The 17297-nt window shown below is 59.4% G+C and carries 20 protein-coding genes; 19 read left to right on the top strand and 1 reads right to left on the bottom strand.

Translation table 11 applies throughout. The annotated features are described in order from the left end of the window. The first annotated feature begins 154 nt into the window (after window positions 1-154). Genes ATY75_RS32435 through ATY75_RS32490 form a run of 12 tightly spaced genes read left to right on the top strand, consistent with a single transcriptional unit; the run spans window position 155 to window position 11001 of the window. Window positions 155-1372: a P22 phage major capsid protein family protein gene (locus ATY75_RS32435; protein WP_088940606.1), complete on the top strand. Its 1218-nt coding sequence runs from the start codon at window positions 155-157 to the stop codon at window positions 1370-1372. A gap of 60 nt (window positions 1373-1432) precedes the next feature. Then, entirely contained in the window at window positions 1433-2086 is a 654-nt protein-coding gene (locus ATY75_RS32440; RefSeq protein ID WP_088940607.1) for a hypothetical protein, read from the top strand. Beyond that, window positions 2086-2283 (top strand): hypothetical protein, encoded by a 198-nt coding sequence (locus ATY75_RS32445; RefSeq protein ID WP_088940608.1) that lies wholly within the window; start codon window positions 2086-2088, stop codon window positions 2281-2283. Before ATY75_RS32440 ends, ATY75_RS32445 begins: the two co-directional genes overlap by 1 nt. Beyond that, the gene (locus tag ATY75_RS32450; RefSeq protein WP_088940609.1) at window positions 2280-2507 is read left to right on the top strand and encodes a hypothetical protein; all 228 of its coding nucleotides are present in this window, start codon (window positions 2280-2282) and stop codon (window positions 2505-2507) included. The genes ATY75_RS32445 and ATY75_RS32450 overlap by 4 nt, the downstream gene beginning before the upstream one ends. Continuing rightward, the gene (locus tag ATY75_RS32455; RefSeq protein ID WP_088940610.1) at window positions 2507-3229 is read left to right on the top strand and encodes a hypothetical protein; all 723 of its coding nucleotides are present in this window, start codon (window positions 2507-2509) and stop codon (window positions 3227-3229) included. Before ATY75_RS32450 ends, ATY75_RS32455 begins: the two co-directional genes overlap by 1 nt. Continuing rightward, complete coding sequence (locus tag ATY75_RS32460) at window positions 3222-4700, top strand: hypothetical protein (RefSeq protein ID WP_143535383.1); 1479 nt, start codon at window positions 3222-3224, stop codon at window positions 4698-4700. The genes ATY75_RS32455 and ATY75_RS32460 overlap by 8 nt, the downstream gene beginning before the upstream one ends. After that, entirely contained in the window at window positions 4697-5023 is a 327-nt protein-coding gene (locus ATY75_RS32465) for a hypothetical protein (protein ID WP_088940612.1), read from the top strand. Before ATY75_RS32460 ends, ATY75_RS32465 begins: the two co-directional genes overlap by 4 nt. Window positions 5024-5029: 6 nt before the next feature. Beyond that, window positions 5030-5587 (top strand): aspartyl/asparaginyl beta-hydroxylase domain-containing protein, encoded by a 558-nt coding sequence (locus tag ATY75_RS32470; protein ID WP_088940613.1) that lies wholly within the window; start codon window positions 5030-5032, stop codon window positions 5585-5587. Then, complete coding sequence (locus ATY75_RS32475; RefSeq protein ID WP_088940614.1) at window positions 5584-6063, top strand: hypothetical protein; 480 nt, start codon at window positions 5584-5586, stop codon at window positions 6061-6063. The genes ATY75_RS32470 and ATY75_RS32475 overlap by 4 nt, the downstream gene beginning before the upstream one ends. Next, window positions 6063-6704, top strand: coding sequence for a DNA transfer protein p32 (locus ATY75_RS32480; RefSeq protein ID WP_088940615.1), 642 nt, complete (start codon window positions 6063-6065; stop codon window positions 6702-6704). The genes ATY75_RS32475 and ATY75_RS32480 overlap by 1 nt, the downstream gene beginning before the upstream one ends. After that, window positions 6704-8149, top strand: coding sequence for a hypothetical protein (locus ATY75_RS32485; protein ID WP_088940616.1), 1446 nt, complete (start codon window positions 6704-6706; stop codon window positions 8147-8149). Before ATY75_RS32480 ends, ATY75_RS32485 begins: the two co-directional genes overlap by 1 nt. Continuing rightward, window positions 8146-11001 (top strand): glycoside hydrolase family 104 protein, encoded by a 2856-nt coding sequence (locus ATY75_RS32490; RefSeq protein ID WP_088940617.1) that lies wholly within the window; start codon window positions 8146-8148, stop codon window positions 10999-11001. Before ATY75_RS32485 ends, ATY75_RS32490 begins: the two co-directional genes overlap by 4 nt. 4 nt (window positions 11002-11005) lie before the next feature. Here ATY75_RS32490 and ATY75_RS32495 read toward each other — a convergent pair whose 3' ends face one another. Continuing rightward, the gene (locus ATY75_RS32495) at window positions 11006-11200 is read right to left on the bottom strand and encodes a hypothetical protein (RefSeq protein ID WP_088940618.1); all 195 of its coding nucleotides are present in this window, start codon (window positions 11198-11200) and stop codon (window positions 11006-11008) included. 61 nt (window positions 11201-11261) lie between these two features. Between ATY75_RS32495 and ATY75_RS32500 the strand changes: the two genes are divergently transcribed. The 7 genes from ATY75_RS32500 to ATY75_RS32530 all read left to right on the top strand — a co-directional run bounded on the left by ATY75_RS32500 (window position 11262) and on the right by ATY75_RS32530 (window position 17242). Continuing rightward, complete coding sequence (locus ATY75_RS32500; protein WP_088940619.1) at window positions 11262-12593, top strand: hypothetical protein; 1332 nt, start codon at window positions 11262-11264, stop codon at window positions 12591-12593. An 11-nt stretch (window positions 12594-12604) separates the two neighbouring features. Then, a complete protein-coding gene (locus ATY75_RS32505) occupies window positions 12605-14113 on the top strand; it encodes a hypothetical protein (RefSeq protein WP_088940620.1) in 1509 nt (502 codons plus the stop codon). Beyond that, window positions 14110-14301, top strand: a complete 192-nt coding sequence (locus ATY75_RS32510; protein WP_088940621.1) for a hypothetical protein — start codon at window positions 14110-14112, stop codon at window positions 14299-14301. The genes ATY75_RS32505 and ATY75_RS32510 overlap by 4 nt, the downstream gene beginning before the upstream one ends. A 30-nt stretch (window positions 14302-14331) precedes the next feature. Further along, the gene (locus tag ATY75_RS32515) at window positions 14332-15429 is read left to right on the top strand and encodes an SGNH/GDSL hydrolase family protein (RefSeq protein WP_088940622.1); all 1098 of its coding nucleotides are present in this window, start codon (window positions 14332-14334) and stop codon (window positions 15427-15429) included. Window positions 15430-15703: 274 nt separating this feature from the next. Beyond that, the gene (locus tag ATY75_RS32520) at window positions 15704-16498 is read left to right on the top strand and encodes a KilA-N domain-containing protein (RefSeq protein WP_143535384.1); all 795 of its coding nucleotides are present in this window, start codon (window positions 15704-15706) and stop codon (window positions 16496-16498) included. Window positions 16499-16575: 77 nt separating this feature from the next. Further along, window positions 16576-16788: a hypothetical protein gene (locus ATY75_RS32525; protein WP_088939874.1), complete on the top strand. Its 213-nt coding sequence runs from the start codon at window positions 16576-16578 to the stop codon at window positions 16786-16788. Further along, the gene (locus ATY75_RS32530) at window positions 16778-17242 is read left to right on the top strand and encodes a lysozyme (protein ID WP_088940624.1); all 465 of its coding nucleotides are present in this window, start codon (window positions 16778-16780) and stop codon (window positions 17240-17242) included. Before ATY75_RS32525 ends, ATY75_RS32530 begins: the two co-directional genes overlap by 11 nt. Window positions 17243-17297 lie beyond the last annotated feature (55 nt).

The raw sequence follows: 17297 nt of genomic DNA on the forward strand, positions 1-17297 counted from the left end.
ATCCGGGGCTCTTTCGGTCACTGGTCCGATATCCAGGCATTCCGCCCAGCAATGACTACCGCGGCACTCGGGCTCCGCAAGCACCTCGCAGCGAAAGGACTGCGATCCCTCTCCCAGCACGGCCGCACGGCCTTAGCTTCAAGGAACCCGAAACATGGCAAATTCGATCCTCACGATCGACATGATCACGCGCGCCGCGGTGTCGCTGTTCAAGAACTCCAACATGTTCATCCAGAACATCGACACGCAGTACGACGCGCAGTTTGCCGTCGACGGCGCGAAGATCGGTGACAGCCTGCGCATCCGCCTGCCGAATGACTACACGGTCCGTACCGGCACGGCGCTCCAGGCGCAGGACACCGCAGAGCAGTACACGTCGCTCAATCTGTCCACCCAGAAGGGCGTCGACGTGTCGTTCAGCACCGCAGAGCGCACGATGAAGTTGGACGACTATTCCCAGCGCGTCCTCATGCCGATGATCAACAACCTCGCCGGCGCCGTCGCCTATGACGTCATGTCCGGCGTGGAAGGCGGCGTCTGCAACTTCGTCTCCAACGTCGATGGCTCCAGTAACATCATCTCGCCCACGGCAGACACCGCTCTGCAGGCGAAGTCGGCGCTGGAATCCAACTCCGCACCACAGATGCCCGGTCGCAAGATCGTGGTCGACGAATATACGGAAGCCCGTATCGTCTCCACACTCTCCGGTCTCTTCAACCCCTCGCAGGAAATCTCCCAGCAGTACCGCACCGGTTCCATGAAGAACGCTCTGTCGTTCGATTGGTACATGGACCAGACCGTCGTCAAGCACACCACCGGCACGTTCTCGGCCGGCGGCACTGTCAACGGCGCTGGCCAGACCGGCACGACCCTCACGGTCAACGCCATCACCGGCACCTTCACCAAGGGCGATATCATCACCATTGCCGGCGTCTATGCCGTCAACCGCGTGACGAAGCAGACCACCGGTAAACTCCGCCAGTTCGTCGTCACGGCCGATGTGGCCAACGGTGCGACCTCCATCCCGATCTATCCGGCCATCACGCCGAGCTCGGGTGGCCAGGCGGTGCAGTACCAGACCGTGGTGGATTCCCCGGCCAACGCTGCAGCCGTCGCGCTGGTCAGCAAGCCGAGCGAAATCTACCGCAAAAACATCGCCTACGCCCCGGAAGCCGTCACGCTTGCCACCGCTGACCTTGTGCTGCCGAAGGGCGTCCACGAGGCCGCACGGCGCCAGCAGGATGGCATTTCGCTGCGCATGATCACCGCCTACGTGGTCGGCACGGACCAGCTCGCGACACGTCTGGATGTAATCTACGGATACAAGTTCGTCCGTCCCGAGTGGGCGGTAGTTTTGGCCGACCGTATATAGTGATTTAAAATCGGAGAAAATAATGGCAATAACAATACTCTAGCAATAGAGGAATTTGCCATGGGTTTCAAGATTGACATCACTGGAGAACGCTTCGCGAATTGGAGCGTTCTCCGTTTCCACGAGAGCAGAGGGAAGCTGCCGTATTGGCTTTGCCGCTGCGATTGCGGGACTGAAAAGAGTGTTTGGGCGGCCGATCTCAAGAGAGGCGTGTCCAAAAGCTGCGGCTGCATGACGAAAAAATTCATATCTGAGGCCAGCACTAAACACGGCATGAGCCGTCATCCTGCCTATGGCAGTTGGGTCTATATGCGTTCCCGGTGTGAAAATGAAAACGACGATGGATTCTCTCTGTACGGCGGTCGCGGTATCACAGTCTGCGAACGCTGGGGAACGTTTGAAGCCTTCTGGGAAGACATGGGCGCAACTTGGCGCAAGGGCCTTTCGATCGAGCGTTTGAACGTGAACGGCAACTACGAGCCTGGGAACTGCACGTGGGCCACGGCGAAGGAACAGGCTGACAATCGGCGTGATAGCCGGTTGATCAACACCCCGGCAGGCCCAATGAAGGTTGACGAAGCCTCAAAGAAGTATGGGGTTCCCATTCCCACGCTTCGCTCTCGCATTCGCTACGGGTGGACGGACCCACGCAAAATGGTTCGACCGCCTCGAAAGACCAGCCGCGTCTACACCAGACGCGAAAGGGACGAATAATGTCCACGATCTATCTCAAGCTCAACAAAGGGGGGCGGTCTTCGGGCCGCCCTTCGCGTGAATACCCAAAACTCCTCTACAACCGCCTGACCGGTGTTTCCCGATCCGTCGACACGATCGAGGAAGAGCAAGCGCTTGGCCCCGACTGGGGTGAGGCGCAGCCCGACGTCAGATATCCGAAGGCAACCGACCAATGACAGAATTCCAGGAATTCCCGAAGATGATCTACCACCCGAAGACGGGCGAGCAGGTGATCGTGCGGGATGCCGACCGCGAAAGCGAGCAGCTTGAAGCATGGGGCGTCTCGGAGCCTCCGAAACTGGAACTGCGCTCCGGCGCCGACAATGAAGGGGGGGGCGCACCGAAGCCGAAGGCTGCTCCCAAGACCACCCGCGCACCGAAGCCGAAGGCTGCTAACTGATGACCACGGCCCGCGATCTGATCAACGACGCGCTGAAGGATGCCGGCGCGATCGGCGTGGGCCAGACGGCGCTTGCCGAGGACATCAACGACGGCCTGAAGCGCTTGAACGCCATGATGGCGCAATGGTCGCGCCAACGCTGGCTTGTCTATCATCTGATCGACGTGGCGTTCGTAGCCGACGGCTCGCTGAATTATTCCATAGGCTCCGGCGGCGATCTCAACTATCCCCGTCCTGATCGCGTGGAAGCGGCATTCTTTCGCCAGGTGGTCGGCGTTCCCGGTAATCAGGTGGATTATCCGCTCGATGTCCTCAATTCCCGCGAGGATTACAATCGGATCGCGCTGAAGAGCATGGACTCGTTCCCTGCCTGCCTGTTCTACGATTCAGGCTATCCCCTGGGATACATCTACATCTGGCCTGTCCCGTCGAACCAATATGAGATCCACCTCTCGCTCAAGGCCACGCTCCAGAGCTTTTCCAGTCTCAACGATACCATCAACCTGCCCCCGGAATACGAGGAAGCGCTACGCGTGAATCTCGCTGTCCGGCTGCGGGTGAAATACCAGATGCCGATGGACCCGCAGCTTATCGGTCTGGCCAAAGTCGCCCTGAACGTCATCCGCAATTCCAATGCGCAGATCCCCACGCTCGAGATGCCGCGCGATCTGATGAGGGGCGGCAGCAACTACAATATCTTCTCGGACCGATATGATGGGTAAGGACTCCCGGCTGCCGCTGCTTGGGGGCGCATATCAATCCCGCAGTCTGATCGCGGCGGCGCAGCGGTGCGTCAACCTCTATCCAGAGGTGAACCCGCCAGAGGGTACGCCGCCGGTTCCCGTGACGCATTACCCGACGCCAGGTTTGCGAAAGGTCTCGCAGTCGCCTACAGTCGGCCGCGTGCGGGCAGCCTATCGGGCGACCGATGGAAATCTCTATACCGCCGTCAACGGCCCGTCTGGCACGATTATCTATGCCGTCTCCGACACCTTCGGGTGGACGGCACTCGGGACGGTTCCGATCGGGCTCAACCCGCTGGTGTTCTCCGACAATGGTCTGGCAATCGTCATCGTGGACGGCACGGCGACCAGCTATGCCATCGACATGGCGTCTTCGACCTTCGGCACGATCTCGGCGACGAACTTCTACGGCGGCACATGGGTGACCTATCTGGACACCTATTTCATCTTCAACCGACCCGGTACGGCGCAGTTCTATATCTCGGGGTCGAATGTCACCTACGCCATGCTGGTCGGCGGGACAGGGTTTGACCCGCTCGACATCGCGGCCAAGACCGGGTCGGCGGATGACATCGTGGCTGTCGCGGCGATCCATGGCGAACTCTGGCTGATCGGCGAACTGACGTCGGAGATCTGGGCCAACACCGGAGCAGCGGATTTCACCTTCGGCCGCGTTCAAGGCGCTTTCTGCGACCATGGATGTGCCGCCCCCTACTCCCTCTCTCAGCAGGATATCTATCTCTTCTGGCTGGCGATGGATCGGCAGGGTCAGGCGGTTGTTGTCCGCTCCGATGGCTATGGCGTCAAACGCATCTCAACCCATGCAATTGAAGCCGATATCCAGAGCTATAACACCATCTCCGATGGGATCGGCTATTGCCACCAGATCGACGGCCACGCCTTCTATGTCCTGACCTTCCCCAGTGCGAACCGGACATGGGCCTATGAGCTTGCCACCGGCCAATGGCATGAGCGGGCGTCGATCGACGGAAATGGCAACCTGGGCCGCCATCGCGGCAACTGTTTCGCCTTTGCCTATAACCAGGGGATTGTGGGCGACTATCAGAATGGGACGCTCTACGTCTACGACCAGTCCTATTATCTCGACGGAACAGTTCCTATCCCGCGCATTCGAACTTTTCCGCATGTCGTCAACAACGGCAAGCGGATGCAATACAACCAGTTCGTTGCCGATATCGAGGTAGGTCAGACCGGCGGCAACATGACCGATGATCCGTGGAAACTCTCCCTCCGCTGGAGCGACAACCGCGGGGCGTCATTCGGCAACCCGGTTATACAGTCTATGGGCTCCGGTGGTCAGCATCTGATATCGCCGCAATGGCGCGGGCTCGGGACGGCTCGAGATCGGGTGTTCGAACTGTCGTGGTCGGCGCCGGTCAAGACCAGCCTGAACGGAGCGTGGATCGACGCCACGCCGCTTGCCACATGACCACTCCGATCGTTCCGAACTCGAACCAGCCGCTTGTCGACAACCGTGGTTTCGTCACTCCTGTCTGGCAACGGTTCTTCGGGGCTCTCCTGGGCGCACCAGCGGCGATATCGCCCGTTACGGTCTCTGCGTCCCCGACAAGCTTCACCGCCTATCAGCGGGGCACTGTGGGGATTTCTGCCGGGACATTGACATCGGTCAGTCTCACCAGGGCCGGCACGACTGTCACCCTCGGCACGACACGCTCTGTCACGGTCGCCAATGGCGATGTGGTGACGGTCTCCTACACGGTTGCGCCAACCATCAACTTCATCCCCCTTTGAGGTCATATGAGATATTTCCAGCAGCTTGCGGCCGGCGTAAACGTCACGCCGCTGATGAATGCCTTGCAGCGGCAACCCGAGCTTTGGGACGCTAACCCGATCAGGACGCAGCATCCAGGCACGGCTCATGCGCAGGTTTCGGACATCCTCCTGCGCTTCAATGATCTCGATGAATACCTGCGCACCGGCGATCCGACCACGATCACCGACGATAAGGAAGCGATCGCCTATCCGGCGTGGGATAAGCTGCCGCAGGCGCGGTCCATCATCTTCGACCTTATGCGGACCGTGGAAGCAACGAGACTCGGCCGGGTGATCATCACCAGACTGCCGCCGGGGCGAGAGATTACACCGCACGAAGATCAGGGGGCGCCGGCAACCTACTTCGAGCGCTATCAGGTAGCCCTCCAGAGCCTGCCAGGCGCGATCTTCCATATCGGCGATGAGCAGATGAATTTCCGCTCGGGTGACGTCTGGCACATTGATAATCGCACCATCCACAGCGTCGTGAACAACAGTGCTGACGACCGGATCGTACTGATCGTCGATCTGAGGTGCGAATGATGATCACCGCCCAGGTTGAGGAACTGACAGCCGAGACACTGGAAGAGGCAAAGCCGCTACTGCCGGCGCATTACGATGAACTGTCGGAACACAAGCTTGCCGGCATCCCGCTTGATCCTCAGTTCGGGCTCTATCTTGCTCGGGCAGCGGCTGGACAGGTGCTCTATGTCACGCTGCGGGAAGAGGGACGACTGATCGGCTATCTCGTCTCGTTCATTGCCCCCGGCATGCACTATCAGTCCTGCCTGACGGCGACCGGCGATATCTTCTTCGTCTATCCGACCCGCCGCGGCCTTGAGGGCGGCAAGACGCTGTTCTCGGCATGGATGAAGGAATGCAGGCGCCGCGGAATCCGATTGGCGCAGATCGGCATGAAATCGAGACACGCCAAATATGTTCGGCCGATCCTTGAGGAACTCGGATTCTTCGAGACGGAAATCACGTTCTGGCAGTTCCTTGAAAAGGATGAAACCTGATGGTTGCCACCGCTATAGTGGGTAGTGCTGTCGTCGGCGCCGGTGCATCAATGGCCGGCTCCGCCATGCAGGCGAAGTCGACGAAGAAAGCCTCTGACGTTCAAGAGCGGATGTATCAGCAGACCCGCGAGGATTTGCTGCCGTACAATGAGGCCGGCCAAAACGCCACGAAGATGCTTTCCAACCGCCTCACGGAACTGACTTCTCCGATCGTCATGGATCAGGCAACGCTTGAGAAAACACCGGGTTACCAGTTCAACCTCACGCAAGGCCTGAAGTCCACGCAGAATAGCGCGGCGGCGCGCGGGCTCGGGACGTCGGGGGCTGCCCTCAAGGGCGCGGCAACCTTTGCAACTGGCCTGGCAGACTCGACCTATCAGAACCAGTTCAACAACGCGAACACCAACCAGACGAACGCCTATAACCGGCTTATGGGGCTTGCATCCCTTGGCGAAAGTGCTGCGGCCCAGACCGGTGCCTACGCTACGCAGACGGGGCAGTCGATCGGCAACAACCTCATTCAGGGCGGCAATGCCCAGGCCGCCGGTATCAACGGGGCAGCGAACTCGCTCACCAACGGCGTCAACAATTACATGTCCTACGATTACTTAAAGTCGGGCGGGATGTACGGGGGCAAATAATGGCTGAAGTCGACACCTCGTTTTATCCAAAGGCCAACCAGAACAGCCTTCTTGACACGATCGGCACCGTTGCCGGCATCAAGAACGCCCAGGAAACGAACAAACTCCTGCAGCTTCAGCAGCAGCAGGGTAATGTCCAGCTCGAGCAAGCGAAGATCGATCAGGCCCACAAGATGTACGAGGGGTTCGTGGGTCTTCTCGGCTCTGTGGCGCAAGACCCACGCATCGGCACGGCAACTGGCCCGCAGGTTATTGCGGACTATGCCAACCAGGCGGTAAAGCTCGGCTATATCACGCCGGAGATGCGCGATCAGGCGATGGCTACCATGCCGCAAGATCCCTCGCAGATCCCGCAGTGGCTGCAGACGATGAACACGCAGGCGCTGGCCGGCCAAGAGAGGTTCGGACAGATCTACGGCTCGCCGCAGTTCGTCAACAATGGGTCGTCGATCACCCCAGCGGCGGTCTCTCCGATTACCGGCGTTCGCCCGATCGGCGCGCCTATTCCCGTCACGACGAGTCCTTCTGAACGCGCCGCCCTTGTGCAGACCACGGATGGGCAGGGCCGCACCGTGCTTGTTCCTCAGGGGCAGATGCTCCAGCAGGCCGGCGTCAACCCGCTCACGGCGGTTCCAGAGTCGGCGCCGACAGGTCAAGCGAACCAACTCGTTCCTCCTCCCATGCCCGTCCAGCAGCAGGATCTTTCCCCGGTAGGAGCTCCACAGACACAAGCGCCGGCTCCGGTCCAGACCTCGCAGCCGCAACCAAGCGTCGGCGTCGTCACAAGCCCGCCGGCTGGCGAGATCGAAGCTCAAAGGGGCGCTGCTCAAGCATCGGCCGACCAGTTCAGCCAGGACAACGCGAGAGAGCGGACCTATCAGCAGGATGTTGTCCCGCTCCAGAAGGCGCTACCTGCCCTAGAAGCCCTCGGCACGACGGGCACAGGCCCAGGCACGGAACAGCTTCAGGAGATCCAGTCCTTCCTGACCTCAATGGGAGTCATCGCTCCGACCGATGACCTGAAGAACTATGACGAGGCACGGAAATATCTCGTCCAATATGCGCGCGGGGCTGGCGACACCGGCACGAACGACAAGCTGGCAGCGGCCTTCGCCGGCAATCCAAGCCTCGGGATTTCCAACGCCGCGGCGCTCGACGTCGTCAAGACCGCGCTCTCTCTGCGCCGGATGCAGAACGCCCAGGTTCGCGCCTTCGGGGCGACCGGGCAAAGCCCCTCGGCCTATGGGAAATGGTCGACACAGTGGAATGCCGAAAACGACCCGGTCGCCTATGGCTTCGATCTCATGAAGGGGCCGGAGCGAGCGAAGTATTTCAAGGGCCTCTCCGCAGACGACAAACAGAAATTCCTGAAGTCCTTGCAGACCGCAACGGCCCTCGGGATCGTGGCTCCTCCTTCCGTCAACGATGGTGAACAAGGCAAATGAAGCTGACGCTGCCTCCAGAAGCTATCGCGCTTCTGAACACGATCGCCGGTCCTGAAAGCGGCGGCTCGTACAACACCATTTATGGTGGGCAGAAGGTTGCCGATCTGTCCGACCATCCCCGCATCAATGTCGAGATCAGCAGCGGCCCGAACGCAGGAAAAACCTCTTCCGCCGCCGGCAAATATCAGTTCATCAAGGGGACATGGGACACATATGCCAACAAGCTCGGGCTGAAGGACTTCTCACCGGAATCGCAGGATCAGGCAGCGTGGGCGCTCGCACAGGACGCATATAAAGATGCGACCGGCGGTGACCTTTCGGAAGCGCTGCGAAGTGGCGATCGGAATGTCATCGCCGGGGTAGGGAAGGCACTTGCTCCGATCTGGACAAGCCTTCCCGGCGGCATTGAGCAGGGGACGACCAAGAACAGGTTCGTCAACTCCTATGCGAGCAACATCGAGAACCCCACGAACAGTGCGGCGGCTGCAACCGACGCCATGGCGAACGGCACAATACAGCCTAACCTCGTTCATACCGTTGATTACGTCCCGCCTCCCGGTAGCAGCGCAACGCCTCAGTTTACCCCGCTGGTGACGATCCCGCATTTGCAGCCCCGCGAGACCGAGGACCAGCAGAACACCACTCCTGCGCCTCCTGTGGCCCCGCCTGCGGCTCCCGCCCCTACTGGCGACGATCTGATGCGGGCATGGGGTATTCAGGACACCGGCGAAGCACCGCCGCCAGCTGCTGCCCCGCCGTCCCCTGATGAGCAGCTAATCAAAGCATGGGGTCTCGATCAGAACGAGCAAGCCCCGGCCGCTGGTATGACTGGTGGGCAGAAGCGTGAGCATAACCCGATTGAGAAGCTGATCACGGGGGAACCGCAGACGCCGCCGATCAGTGAGGATATGGGGAAGAGCTTCGGTAGTGGGTTCGTCCGAGGGGACGCCGAACTCCACATGCTGCCGCTCACAGCGAAACGGCTGCTGGATAAATATGCCACACCTTATGAGGTGGGCGCGATAAACTCCGTGCGCGGCCTGTTCGGCTACGATCCTATGCCAGTTCCGACGCCGGAAGAGATATCAGATAACCCGATTGACAGGACATTGAACGCTGGCCAAGACACGCTTCGTGGCGCTATGGATGAGCGTCTGTACAAGGCGAAGACTGTTCCGGGTAAGTATGCTGGGACATTTGGTGAGTTTCTTCCGGGCACCATTGCTTTTGGTGGCGGCAATATGCTCACGAACATCGCCAAATATGCCCTCATTCCAAGTGTTGCCAGCGAGGCAGCGGGACAGTTCACCGAAGGGACTAAGGTTGAACCATATGCCCGAGTTGGTGCGGCTCTTCTTGCTCCTTTCGGGGTGCAGGGGTTGCTCCGTGGTGCCGAAGCCGCCGGCAACAAGCTTCTGACGATGACGCCTAAAGGAGCTGCCGCCAACAATCTCACGGCTGCTCTGGCGGAATCCGGCAAGACGGTCGATGACGTCGGCTTTGAAATGGCCCGCAATCCACGCCTTAACCCAATGGATGTGGATACCAATCTTCAGCAGATGGGCATGAATCTCGCCAATCAGGGCGGCGGCCCACGGTCGATAATCAATTCGGCCGTTGAAGGTCGTGCGGCAGGGGCGAAAGGTGCTGTGACGGATGCCTATGACGCCGCCGCCGGCGCCGTCCCAGATGTCAAGGCTTATCTCGATGGCCTGAAGGCGACGACACGGGCAAATGCAAAGCAGGCATTCGGAGACGCACTTACCGGCGCGCAGCCGGTGGATATCACGCCAGTTCTAGAATCCATCGACAATGTGGTTGCACCCGGCATCAACGGCGTCGTCGGGAAGGTCAGCGATCTTCCGCAAGGACCGGTAGAACAGGCGCTTGCCCGCGTCCGCGCCAAACTCGCCAACAGCAACGAGATGCTTACGGACGCCGATCGCCTCCACACGATACAATCGAACCTCCGCACCGAAGCAGATACACTCGCCAAGAGCGCTTCCGGTCAGGATCGGCTTGTTGCCGATGCTTTGCGCGATGTTCGTCAGAAGATCGTCGATCAGATCGATAATGCCACAGGCGGCAAGTATCGGCCGGCGCAGAAGCAGTATGCCGATGATAACGCGATCCAGGATGCCTTCGATAAAGGCCTCGAAGTCTTCAAGGGCGGCACAGGGAAGAACTCCCTTGAAAACAGGCCGGAATATTGGGCCGACTGGGTGAAAAACGCCACGCCGGCCGAACTAGACGCCGCGAAGGTCGGGACTCGTGTCGCAGTCGATCAGACAATCAGCAGCGTTCGCAACGCTGCGGCTAAGGGTGAAGCCATCGCCGATGTTGACTTCAATGTCGCTCGCCTTGAAGCGTTGCTCGGCAAAAGCGAGACACAGAAGCTCGTTCAGACGCTGAAGGATGAGCAGAAGATCGCTCAGACGAACGCGAAGATATTTGCCGGATCCCAGACTGCGCCGCGGCAGGCGGCCAACAAGCTAACCGAAGTCAAGCAGATCACCCCCGGAATAAGCCTTAACGCTCCAATCGCCATTGGTGGCGGATATACCGTTGGAGGCATCCCAGGGGCTGTAGCTGGCGCGGGGCTATCGCTTGGCAGAATGGGCGTGCAGTGGGCACAACAGGCGCGTGACATCGCAAGGAACCGTTTGATGGCCGAAGCCCTCAGCGGCGACATAACGCGCTTCCGTGAAGCTGTGGCTCCTGCTGGAACAGCAAACAAGTTGCTTGCACCAATCCGCGGCGCTCAAACGCCACTGCTGCGATCAAGTGGGGCTGTTCCGCTCAGCATCGGTACGCAGGTGCCGAATGAACTGATACGTCCTCCCAATAAATGACGATCTAAAACCCGGAGAGGACGTAGCGGATAGCTCTTCCGGCCAAGTGCGGGAGAAAGCAGACGATGGCGGTGATCGTCGTGGGCCAAAAGGCCCATGTCATCTGACCATCCAGCGCAAGCTTCCCGAAAAACAACAGCATGATCACAGTGCAGATCGTGCCGATCCACGACACAGTAACTCCAAGGCGCTCGGCCATCACGTCTCCATAAGGTGGGGAGTAGGCAGCCTTTTTAACACACGACATCGAAGAGGTTAAGATGGCATCGCTTTTGCCGACTGGCGAAACGACGTTCCTTGATGCCAACGGTATTCCGCTGGCTTCTGGAACGGTCGAATTCTATATCCCCGGCACCACGACGCCGAAGGACACCTGGCAGAACGCCTCTCAGACGATCCTGAACACCAACCCTGTCACACTCGACAGTGCCGGCCGAGCGATCATCTATGGGTCGGGTTCGTATCGCCAGGTCGTCAAGGATTCGCTCGGAAACCTTGTCTGGGATCAGGAGACCGCAGAGCCCAATTCCGGCGCCGTGTCCTTCGGAGGAACCTCGTCAGGAACCGCAAACGCTCAGACGCTATCGGCCGCCCAGTTCAGCGGCATTGATGGTCAGGTCATTTCGTTCGTAGCGGGGATTTCGAACTCCGGCCCGATGACTATTTCGGTCGGCGGCAGCTCGCCCATCCCCGTTCTGAAAAATAGCCCTGCTGGTCCCGTGGCGCTGGTCGCTGGCGATATCGTCCAGGGCAATAGCTATTTCGTGCAGTATTCGACGGCACTGTCGTCCTTCCAACTCCTGTTGAGCGTTGCTCCGTCCATCCCGACCGGTCCATTCCTTCGGGGCTATCTCTGGGGCCTGACGCTCTCGAACAATGTCACCGACGCCGTCAATGACATCGACATCTCCGCCGGGGCTGCGGGTAGCGATGGCGCTACGCCAGTGCTCATGACGCTTTCCAGCGCGATCACCAAGCGGGCTGATGCAGCGTGGGCAGTGGGCTCGGGGAATGGTTGGCTAGATACCGGCTCCATCGCCGACGGGACGTATTCGGCTTACATCATTCAGCGATCGGATACAGGAGTGGTGGATTCGCTTCTCTCCCTCTCTCCCACCGCGCCGACAATGCCGGCCGCCTACGACCGCAAGCGCCGCATCGGTTATATCATCCGGCAGGGCGGCACGATAATCGCGTTCATTCAGAATGGCGATGAGTTCCGCTTTGTCACAAGGCGACAAGCAATTTCAGCGGTGACGGTATCCCCGGCGACAAGCACCATCACTCTGGCTGCAGGGAGCGTGCCGAATGGCGTTGCGGTAGAGGTTCATTTGGCTATGGCGATCGCTGCCGGCTCAAATATCGCGTTCGCTTCGTTCAACTCATTGGATGAAACGGACACGTCTCCAGGCAGCGGCGGCGGCGATCTAGGCACATCGGTTTCCTCGTCGACCCTGACGCAGGCCTTCGGCCGGCTGTCTATCCGCATCAACACCAGTCGGCAAATCCGGGGGACGTCGTTCGCCAGCGCCAGCGTTGTCACCAATGCTCAAGCCCTCGGGTGGTCCGATGATCGCGGCCGCACAAGCTAACGGAGCCAGACATGCCAGATATTCCTGACTCCCACTGGTCCGAGCGCGACGACCGGAACGCAGAGAACGCGCCTCTCGGTTGGCCTCCTGGCCTCCCTGCCTTCATCGAGCAGATCGGCCAAATGATGATGGGCGCGATAAAGCGGTTCTGGAACCGGTCAAACCCCGTTTATCTGACAACAGGGACGGGAGACGATTATGTCGTCACGCCGGAATCGAGGGTAGCCTTCATCAACATCTACGAGGTGGTTCGTGTCCGCATCGATCGGGCCAATACGACAACGACCCCGACGTTGAAATGGAGTGACGCCAATCCGCGCGTGATCGTCAAGTTTCTAGCGGCTGGCGTTGCCCCGCTGGCTGTCGGTGACCTGGTCGCCGGGAAGGATCATTCCTTCTGGTACAACGGCACGAATTTTGTCCTGTCGAACCCCGGCACCGTCACAGCCGCGGAAACGACAGGGCTTCTGAAATCGGCCAACAACCTTTCGGACGTGGTGAACGCTGCGACGTCTCTCGCCAATATCGGCGGCATGGCGAAGGCCACGTATGACCCGCAGAATATCGCGGCGGATGCGTTCGCCCGCGCCAATCAGACAGGGACGCAGGCGCAATCGACGATCGTCAATCTGGTCTCAGATTTGGCACTGAAAGCACCTCTGGCGAGCCCAGCGCTTACGGGAAATCCGACCGCTCCGACGCAGTCTCCGAACGACAATTCAACGAAACTGGCAACGACCGCTTATGCCGACGCTGCAGTTGTCGCCAGCACCGTATATCAGGACGGGTTCCTGGCGCTCAGCGGCGGCAACCTCGTTTATTCGAAGTTCTCCGGCAATTTTATCACCATCGCAGGCGCAAGACTCCAGATCCCAACATCCGGGATATCGCTGGCGCCCGCTGGCGAGACGCCTGGAACGCTGTACTACATCTATGCTTTCAGCAGTTCAGGGACACCGACCCTCGAGCGGTCAACGACGGTTCCGGTCTTCGACACGACGCTTGGCTACAAGGTCAAGACGGGCGATACGTCACGCACCCTCGTGGGCATGGCAAGGCCGAACGCCGGCCCAGTGTGGGCGGACACGGCGAAACAGCGCTTCACCCGCTCCTGGCATAACGACCCTGGCGTATCGCTGTTCAACAACTTCACAGCGAACCGGGCGACGACAAGCACGTCCTATGTTGAACTGAACACCGAAATCCGTTGCGAGTTCCTGTTGTGGTCCGGGGAAGTTGCGCAGACAACCGCGATCGGCAGCGCGATCAATGGGGCAGCGAGCGGGCAGAACAGGTCGTCTATCGCCTTTGATGGCACCACAGCAGAGACCGGTGGCGCGCAATCCTTGTTGGTGGACAATACCGCCATCGTGCCGTTTTCGGCACCGGCTATCAAAGCGGGGCTCTCTGAAGGATATCACTATGCAACCCTTATAGGGCTTGTCTCCTCAGGAACGGGCACCTGGTATGGGGACGTTGATGGTCGCAGAACGTCAATTTCCGGGAGGGTGAGCCGATGAACAAGCTTCCTAAGATCGGCCCGACTTTCGGTGATGAAGTCATTGCCGCGGGCCTCGGCGGCCTACCTTTTTCGTGGGGCGATGATGGCCTTATCCAAGGGGACGAAAACCTATCGTCGAAGCAAAGAAAGACGCTTGAGGATGTAGCCAAGGCTCATAACCCTGACAGCGTCATAAGCCATAGTTGACAGCCACCATCACAATGTTATCCGTGCGGGATGTTGAAGATCATCGCTGCATTTTTAATGACGTTTTCCCTTTGGAGCAATGCCGCGATGAGCGATCCTCTCTACTACCGCGATAACCTCGCGGCCTTCTATGCTGGCCTTGTAAATGCGAGGTCAGCAGGGGCCACGGTCAATATCCACTTCGTAGGCGACAGCAAAGTGGCTGGGATTGGCGTCTCAGATGGGTATCGTCTCGATCAGCTCATGATGAGCGCTTCGAACGGCTACCCTGTTTCGGTCAGTTTCGACGGATTCGGCGGGGAGAACTCATACATCTGGGCGAATGGCAAGGCTGCCGATTTTGTCGCCCAGCATGCGAATTCCTCCCTTCTAATCGTTGACTTCGGGACGAATGATTTTCGGCCTTGGGCGACAGGTGGGGCGCAGTCGCTGGCGCAGATCAAGGCAAACCATCTTGCTGCTATTGCCACGATCCGGGCCTCCCGCTCGCCATCGCAGCTATCGATCCTGCTCCTCGGCCAGACCCCGGCCAACAACTGGAATCCTGATTACAATCAGACGACCGCCAACATGGCCGCCGAGAACGCCGTTTTGAAGGAGGTAGCGGAGGAGACCAACTCCGCATTCTTCGACACGCTGGAATTGTTCACGCGCGCTCATTCCGAGGCGGGCTGGATGGAGCAGCTTCCAACGCCGGCCTATGGTGACGGTAACGTCCATCCTGGTAACCCGATGAACCTCGTTCTTGTCGGCGAGCTTGGGAAGGCGTTGTTTCCGCTCCCATTCAAATTCCCGGATGGGGCTGAAGGCACATGCAGCCCCGCTCTCCAAAATGGCTGGCAGGCATGGACGGGGCCGGCAACCACATATGCGCCCCGCGCCAAGCTCAAGGATGGCATTGTCTATCTTGACGGGCTGATCAAGCCCGGTGCTACGGCCGACTATACAACGCTGTTCACATTGCCGGCTGGGTATAGACCGGCAGTAAACCGGTTCATCTCGGTGGCTACTTCGAACAACGGCGGCGCGCGGCAGATCCAGATCCTATCGGGCGGAGCTGTTCGTTTAGGGGAGTCTTTCGCCGGGAATTATGTTTCCCTCGATGGGATATCGTTCCGCGTCGACTGACACCTGAGACTCCCCACAATCTGGAGGCTATCCATGCTCGTCCATAACTGGCGGCGAGGTGACCGGCACGGGTTCGGATTTCTGTGAGAATTGCTCCGCAAACGCTGAGTTTTCCCCGATATCCACAGGGCCCCTCTTGCTGTGATGACGTCCGATAGGTCAGAAAATAGAAGATTCGCTTAGCGGCGAATGCCGTGGCTCCAAACACGGCGGGACGGTCGGCCCTTAGATTGGACACCTGGGAAGCCGGCCGTCCCATTCATGTCTTGCTCCCTTGGAGGGGAGCAGTCACGATGGGAACCCATATATGGGAAATCTTCAAGTAGCCAGACTGAACTACCAAGGCCATGTGATCGCCGACAAAGGCGATATGCTGTCCTTGACAGACATGTGGAAAGCGGCCGGCAGTGACGATTCGAAGCGACCGGCGAACTGGGCACGAAAGGAAGGAGCAGGTTTCATCGAAGCCGTATCGCTCAGTTTAAATATGCCCCACGGGCATATTATGCGGACACAGCGCGGCAAAGGCGGCGCGACCTTCGCTCACTGGCAGATCGGCATCGCATACGCGAAATACCTTTCGGACGAATTTCACATGTGGTGCAACACCCAGGTGCGCGCCGTCATGGAAGGCAAGATGCCGACCGCCATCCCGCACGACATCGTCGAATTGATCCGCCGCACCGACGGCATCGCCAAGATGCTCGCTCACAAGGTGACGGAGATCGAAAAGACGCTTCCGGTCGTCATCGACCAGATGATGGAAGCTCGTATTGCCGCCGATCCGCGAGTTGCGGTCGTCAGCTACGTATCGGTGAAGCAGATTCTCGAAAACGACTACAAGGTGCCAGCCAAGGGGCGTCGCTCGATCCAGCGGAAGGTTTTCATCCGGCTGTCGAATTACTGCTTGGTCAACGGCATCAAGGCATTCAAGTGCGCCCACAGCGGGACATGGTTGTTCCCGCCGCATGAGGTCGGCGCCTTCGTTCGCGAGCATTGCTCGGGGATCATTCGAGCCCACCTCGATAAGATCAAAGGACAAGGCAACCTGCGGCTCGTCACCGCTTAGCGGTTATCACGACCATCGAATTCCACAGGCGGTTCTTCGGAGCCGCCTTTTTCTTTGCCTCACAAACTGGAGCCCCCATGCGCCTTGTAAAGCACAAGCGCCGCGTACTCGCGCGGTCGCTATCGATGTGGTGCGTCTATGCCGCCGGCTTTCTGGAGGTCGTGCCGTACATCGTCCCGTATCTGGACGACTGGATACCGAAATGGCTGTCCATCCTCTTCCTGGCGGCATCTCCGATCGCTCGCCTTATTCACCAGCCGGCCCTCAAGGAAAACGAGAATGACAGGTAGGATGAAAAAGGGCAGCGCGGTTGCCGCGGCTGCTGTGGCGCTCGTCGGCGGCTTCGAAGGACTTCGGCAGCACGCCTATCCCGATCCGGCCACACAAGGCCAGCCGTGGACGATCTGCTACGGATCGACCAACGGCGTGAAGCCTGGCGACTACAAGACGGTCGCGCAGTGCAAGGCGCTTCTCTCGCTCGAGCTGCAGAAGTACGCCGCGGGCATTGACAATTGCGTCACGGTCCCGCTGCCAGATCCTCGCTTCGTCGCCCTGACCTCATTTGCTTACAATTTAGGTGTTGGCGCCGCGTGCAAATCCAGCGTTGTTCGTCTGATCAATCAAGGGAAAACGGCAGAGGGCTGCGAAGCTCTCCTCAAATTCAATAGGGCGGCCGGCATCACCTTTCCGGGCCTCACCCGGCGCCGGCAGAAGGAACGCCAGTTCTGCCTCGAGGGCATCTGATGTTCTCCCTGCTCGACACGCTCAAGATGGGCGCCGGCATCGCCGCCGGCCTGGT

It is taken from the genome of Rhizobium sp. N122 (assembly GCF_002211295.1).
Lineage (GTDB): Bacteria > Pseudomonadota > Alphaproteobacteria > Rhizobiales > Rhizobiaceae > Rhizobium.

Bases quoted from the DNA above. Each gene is read 5' to 3' on its own strand.
- ATY75_RS32435 (WP_088940606.1), top strand. From the start codon at position 155: ATGGCAAATTCGATCCTCACGATCGACATGATCACGCGCGCCGCGGTG.
- ATY75_RS32440 (WP_088940607.1), top strand. From the start codon at position 1,433: ATGGGTTTCAAGATTGACATCACTGGAGAACGCTTCGCGAATTGGAGC.
- ATY75_RS32445 (WP_088940608.1), top strand. From the start codon at position 2,086: ATGTCCACGATCTATCTCAAGCTCAACAAAGGGGGGCGGTCTTCGGGC.
- ATY75_RS32450 (WP_088940609.1), top strand. From the start codon at position 2,280: ATGACAGAATTCCAGGAATTCCCGAAGATGATCTACCACCCGAAGACG.
- ATY75_RS32455 (WP_088940610.1), top strand. From the start codon at position 2,507: ATGACCACGGCCCGCGATCTGATCAACGACGCGCTGAAGGATGCCGGC.
- ATY75_RS32460 (WP_143535383.1), top strand. From the start codon at position 3,222: ATGGGTAAGGACTCCCGGCTGCCGCTGCTTGGGGGCGCATATCAATCC.
- ATY75_RS32465 (WP_088940612.1), top strand. From the start codon at position 4,697: ATGACCACTCCGATCGTTCCGAACTCGAACCAGCCGCTTGTCGACAAC.
- ATY75_RS32470 (WP_088940613.1), top strand. From the start codon at position 5,030: ATGAGATATTTCCAGCAGCTTGCGGCCGGCGTAAACGTCACGCCGCTG.
- ATY75_RS32475 (WP_088940614.1), top strand. From the start codon at position 5,584: ATGATGATCACCGCCCAGGTTGAGGAACTGACAGCCGAGACACTGGAA.
- ATY75_RS32480 (WP_088940615.1), top strand. From the start codon at position 6,063: ATGGTTGCCACCGCTATAGTGGGTAGTGCTGTCGTCGGCGCCGGTGCA.
- ATY75_RS32485 (WP_088940616.1), top strand. From the start codon at position 6,704: ATGGCTGAAGTCGACACCTCGTTTTATCCAAAGGCCAACCAGAACAGC.
- ATY75_RS32490 (WP_088940617.1), top strand. From the start codon at position 8,146: ATGAAGCTGACGCTGCCTCCAGAAGCTATCGCGCTTCTGAACACGATC.
- ATY75_RS32495 (WP_088940618.1), bottom strand. From the start codon at position 11,200: ATGGCCGAGCGCCTTGGAGTTACTGTGTCGTGGATCGGCACGATCTGC.
- ATY75_RS32500 (WP_088940619.1), top strand. From the start codon at position 11,262: ATGGCATCGCTTTTGCCGACTGGCGAAACGACGTTCCTTGATGCCAAC.
- ATY75_RS32505 (WP_088940620.1), top strand. From the start codon at position 12,605: ATGCCAGATATTCCTGACTCCCACTGGTCCGAGCGCGACGACCGGAAC.
- ATY75_RS32510 (WP_088940621.1), top strand. From the start codon at position 14,110: ATGAACAAGCTTCCTAAGATCGGCCCGACTTTCGGTGATGAAGTCATT.
- ATY75_RS32515 (WP_088940622.1), top strand. From the start codon at position 14,332: ATGTTGAAGATCATCGCTGCATTTTTAATGACGTTTTCCCTTTGGAGC.
- ATY75_RS32525 (WP_088939874.1), top strand. From the start codon at position 16,576: ATGCGCCTTGTAAAGCACAAGCGCCGCGTACTCGCGCGGTCGCTATCG.
- ATY75_RS32530 (WP_088940624.1), top strand. From the start codon at position 16,778: ATGACAGGTAGGATGAAAAAGGGCAGCGCGGTTGCCGCGGCTGCTGTG.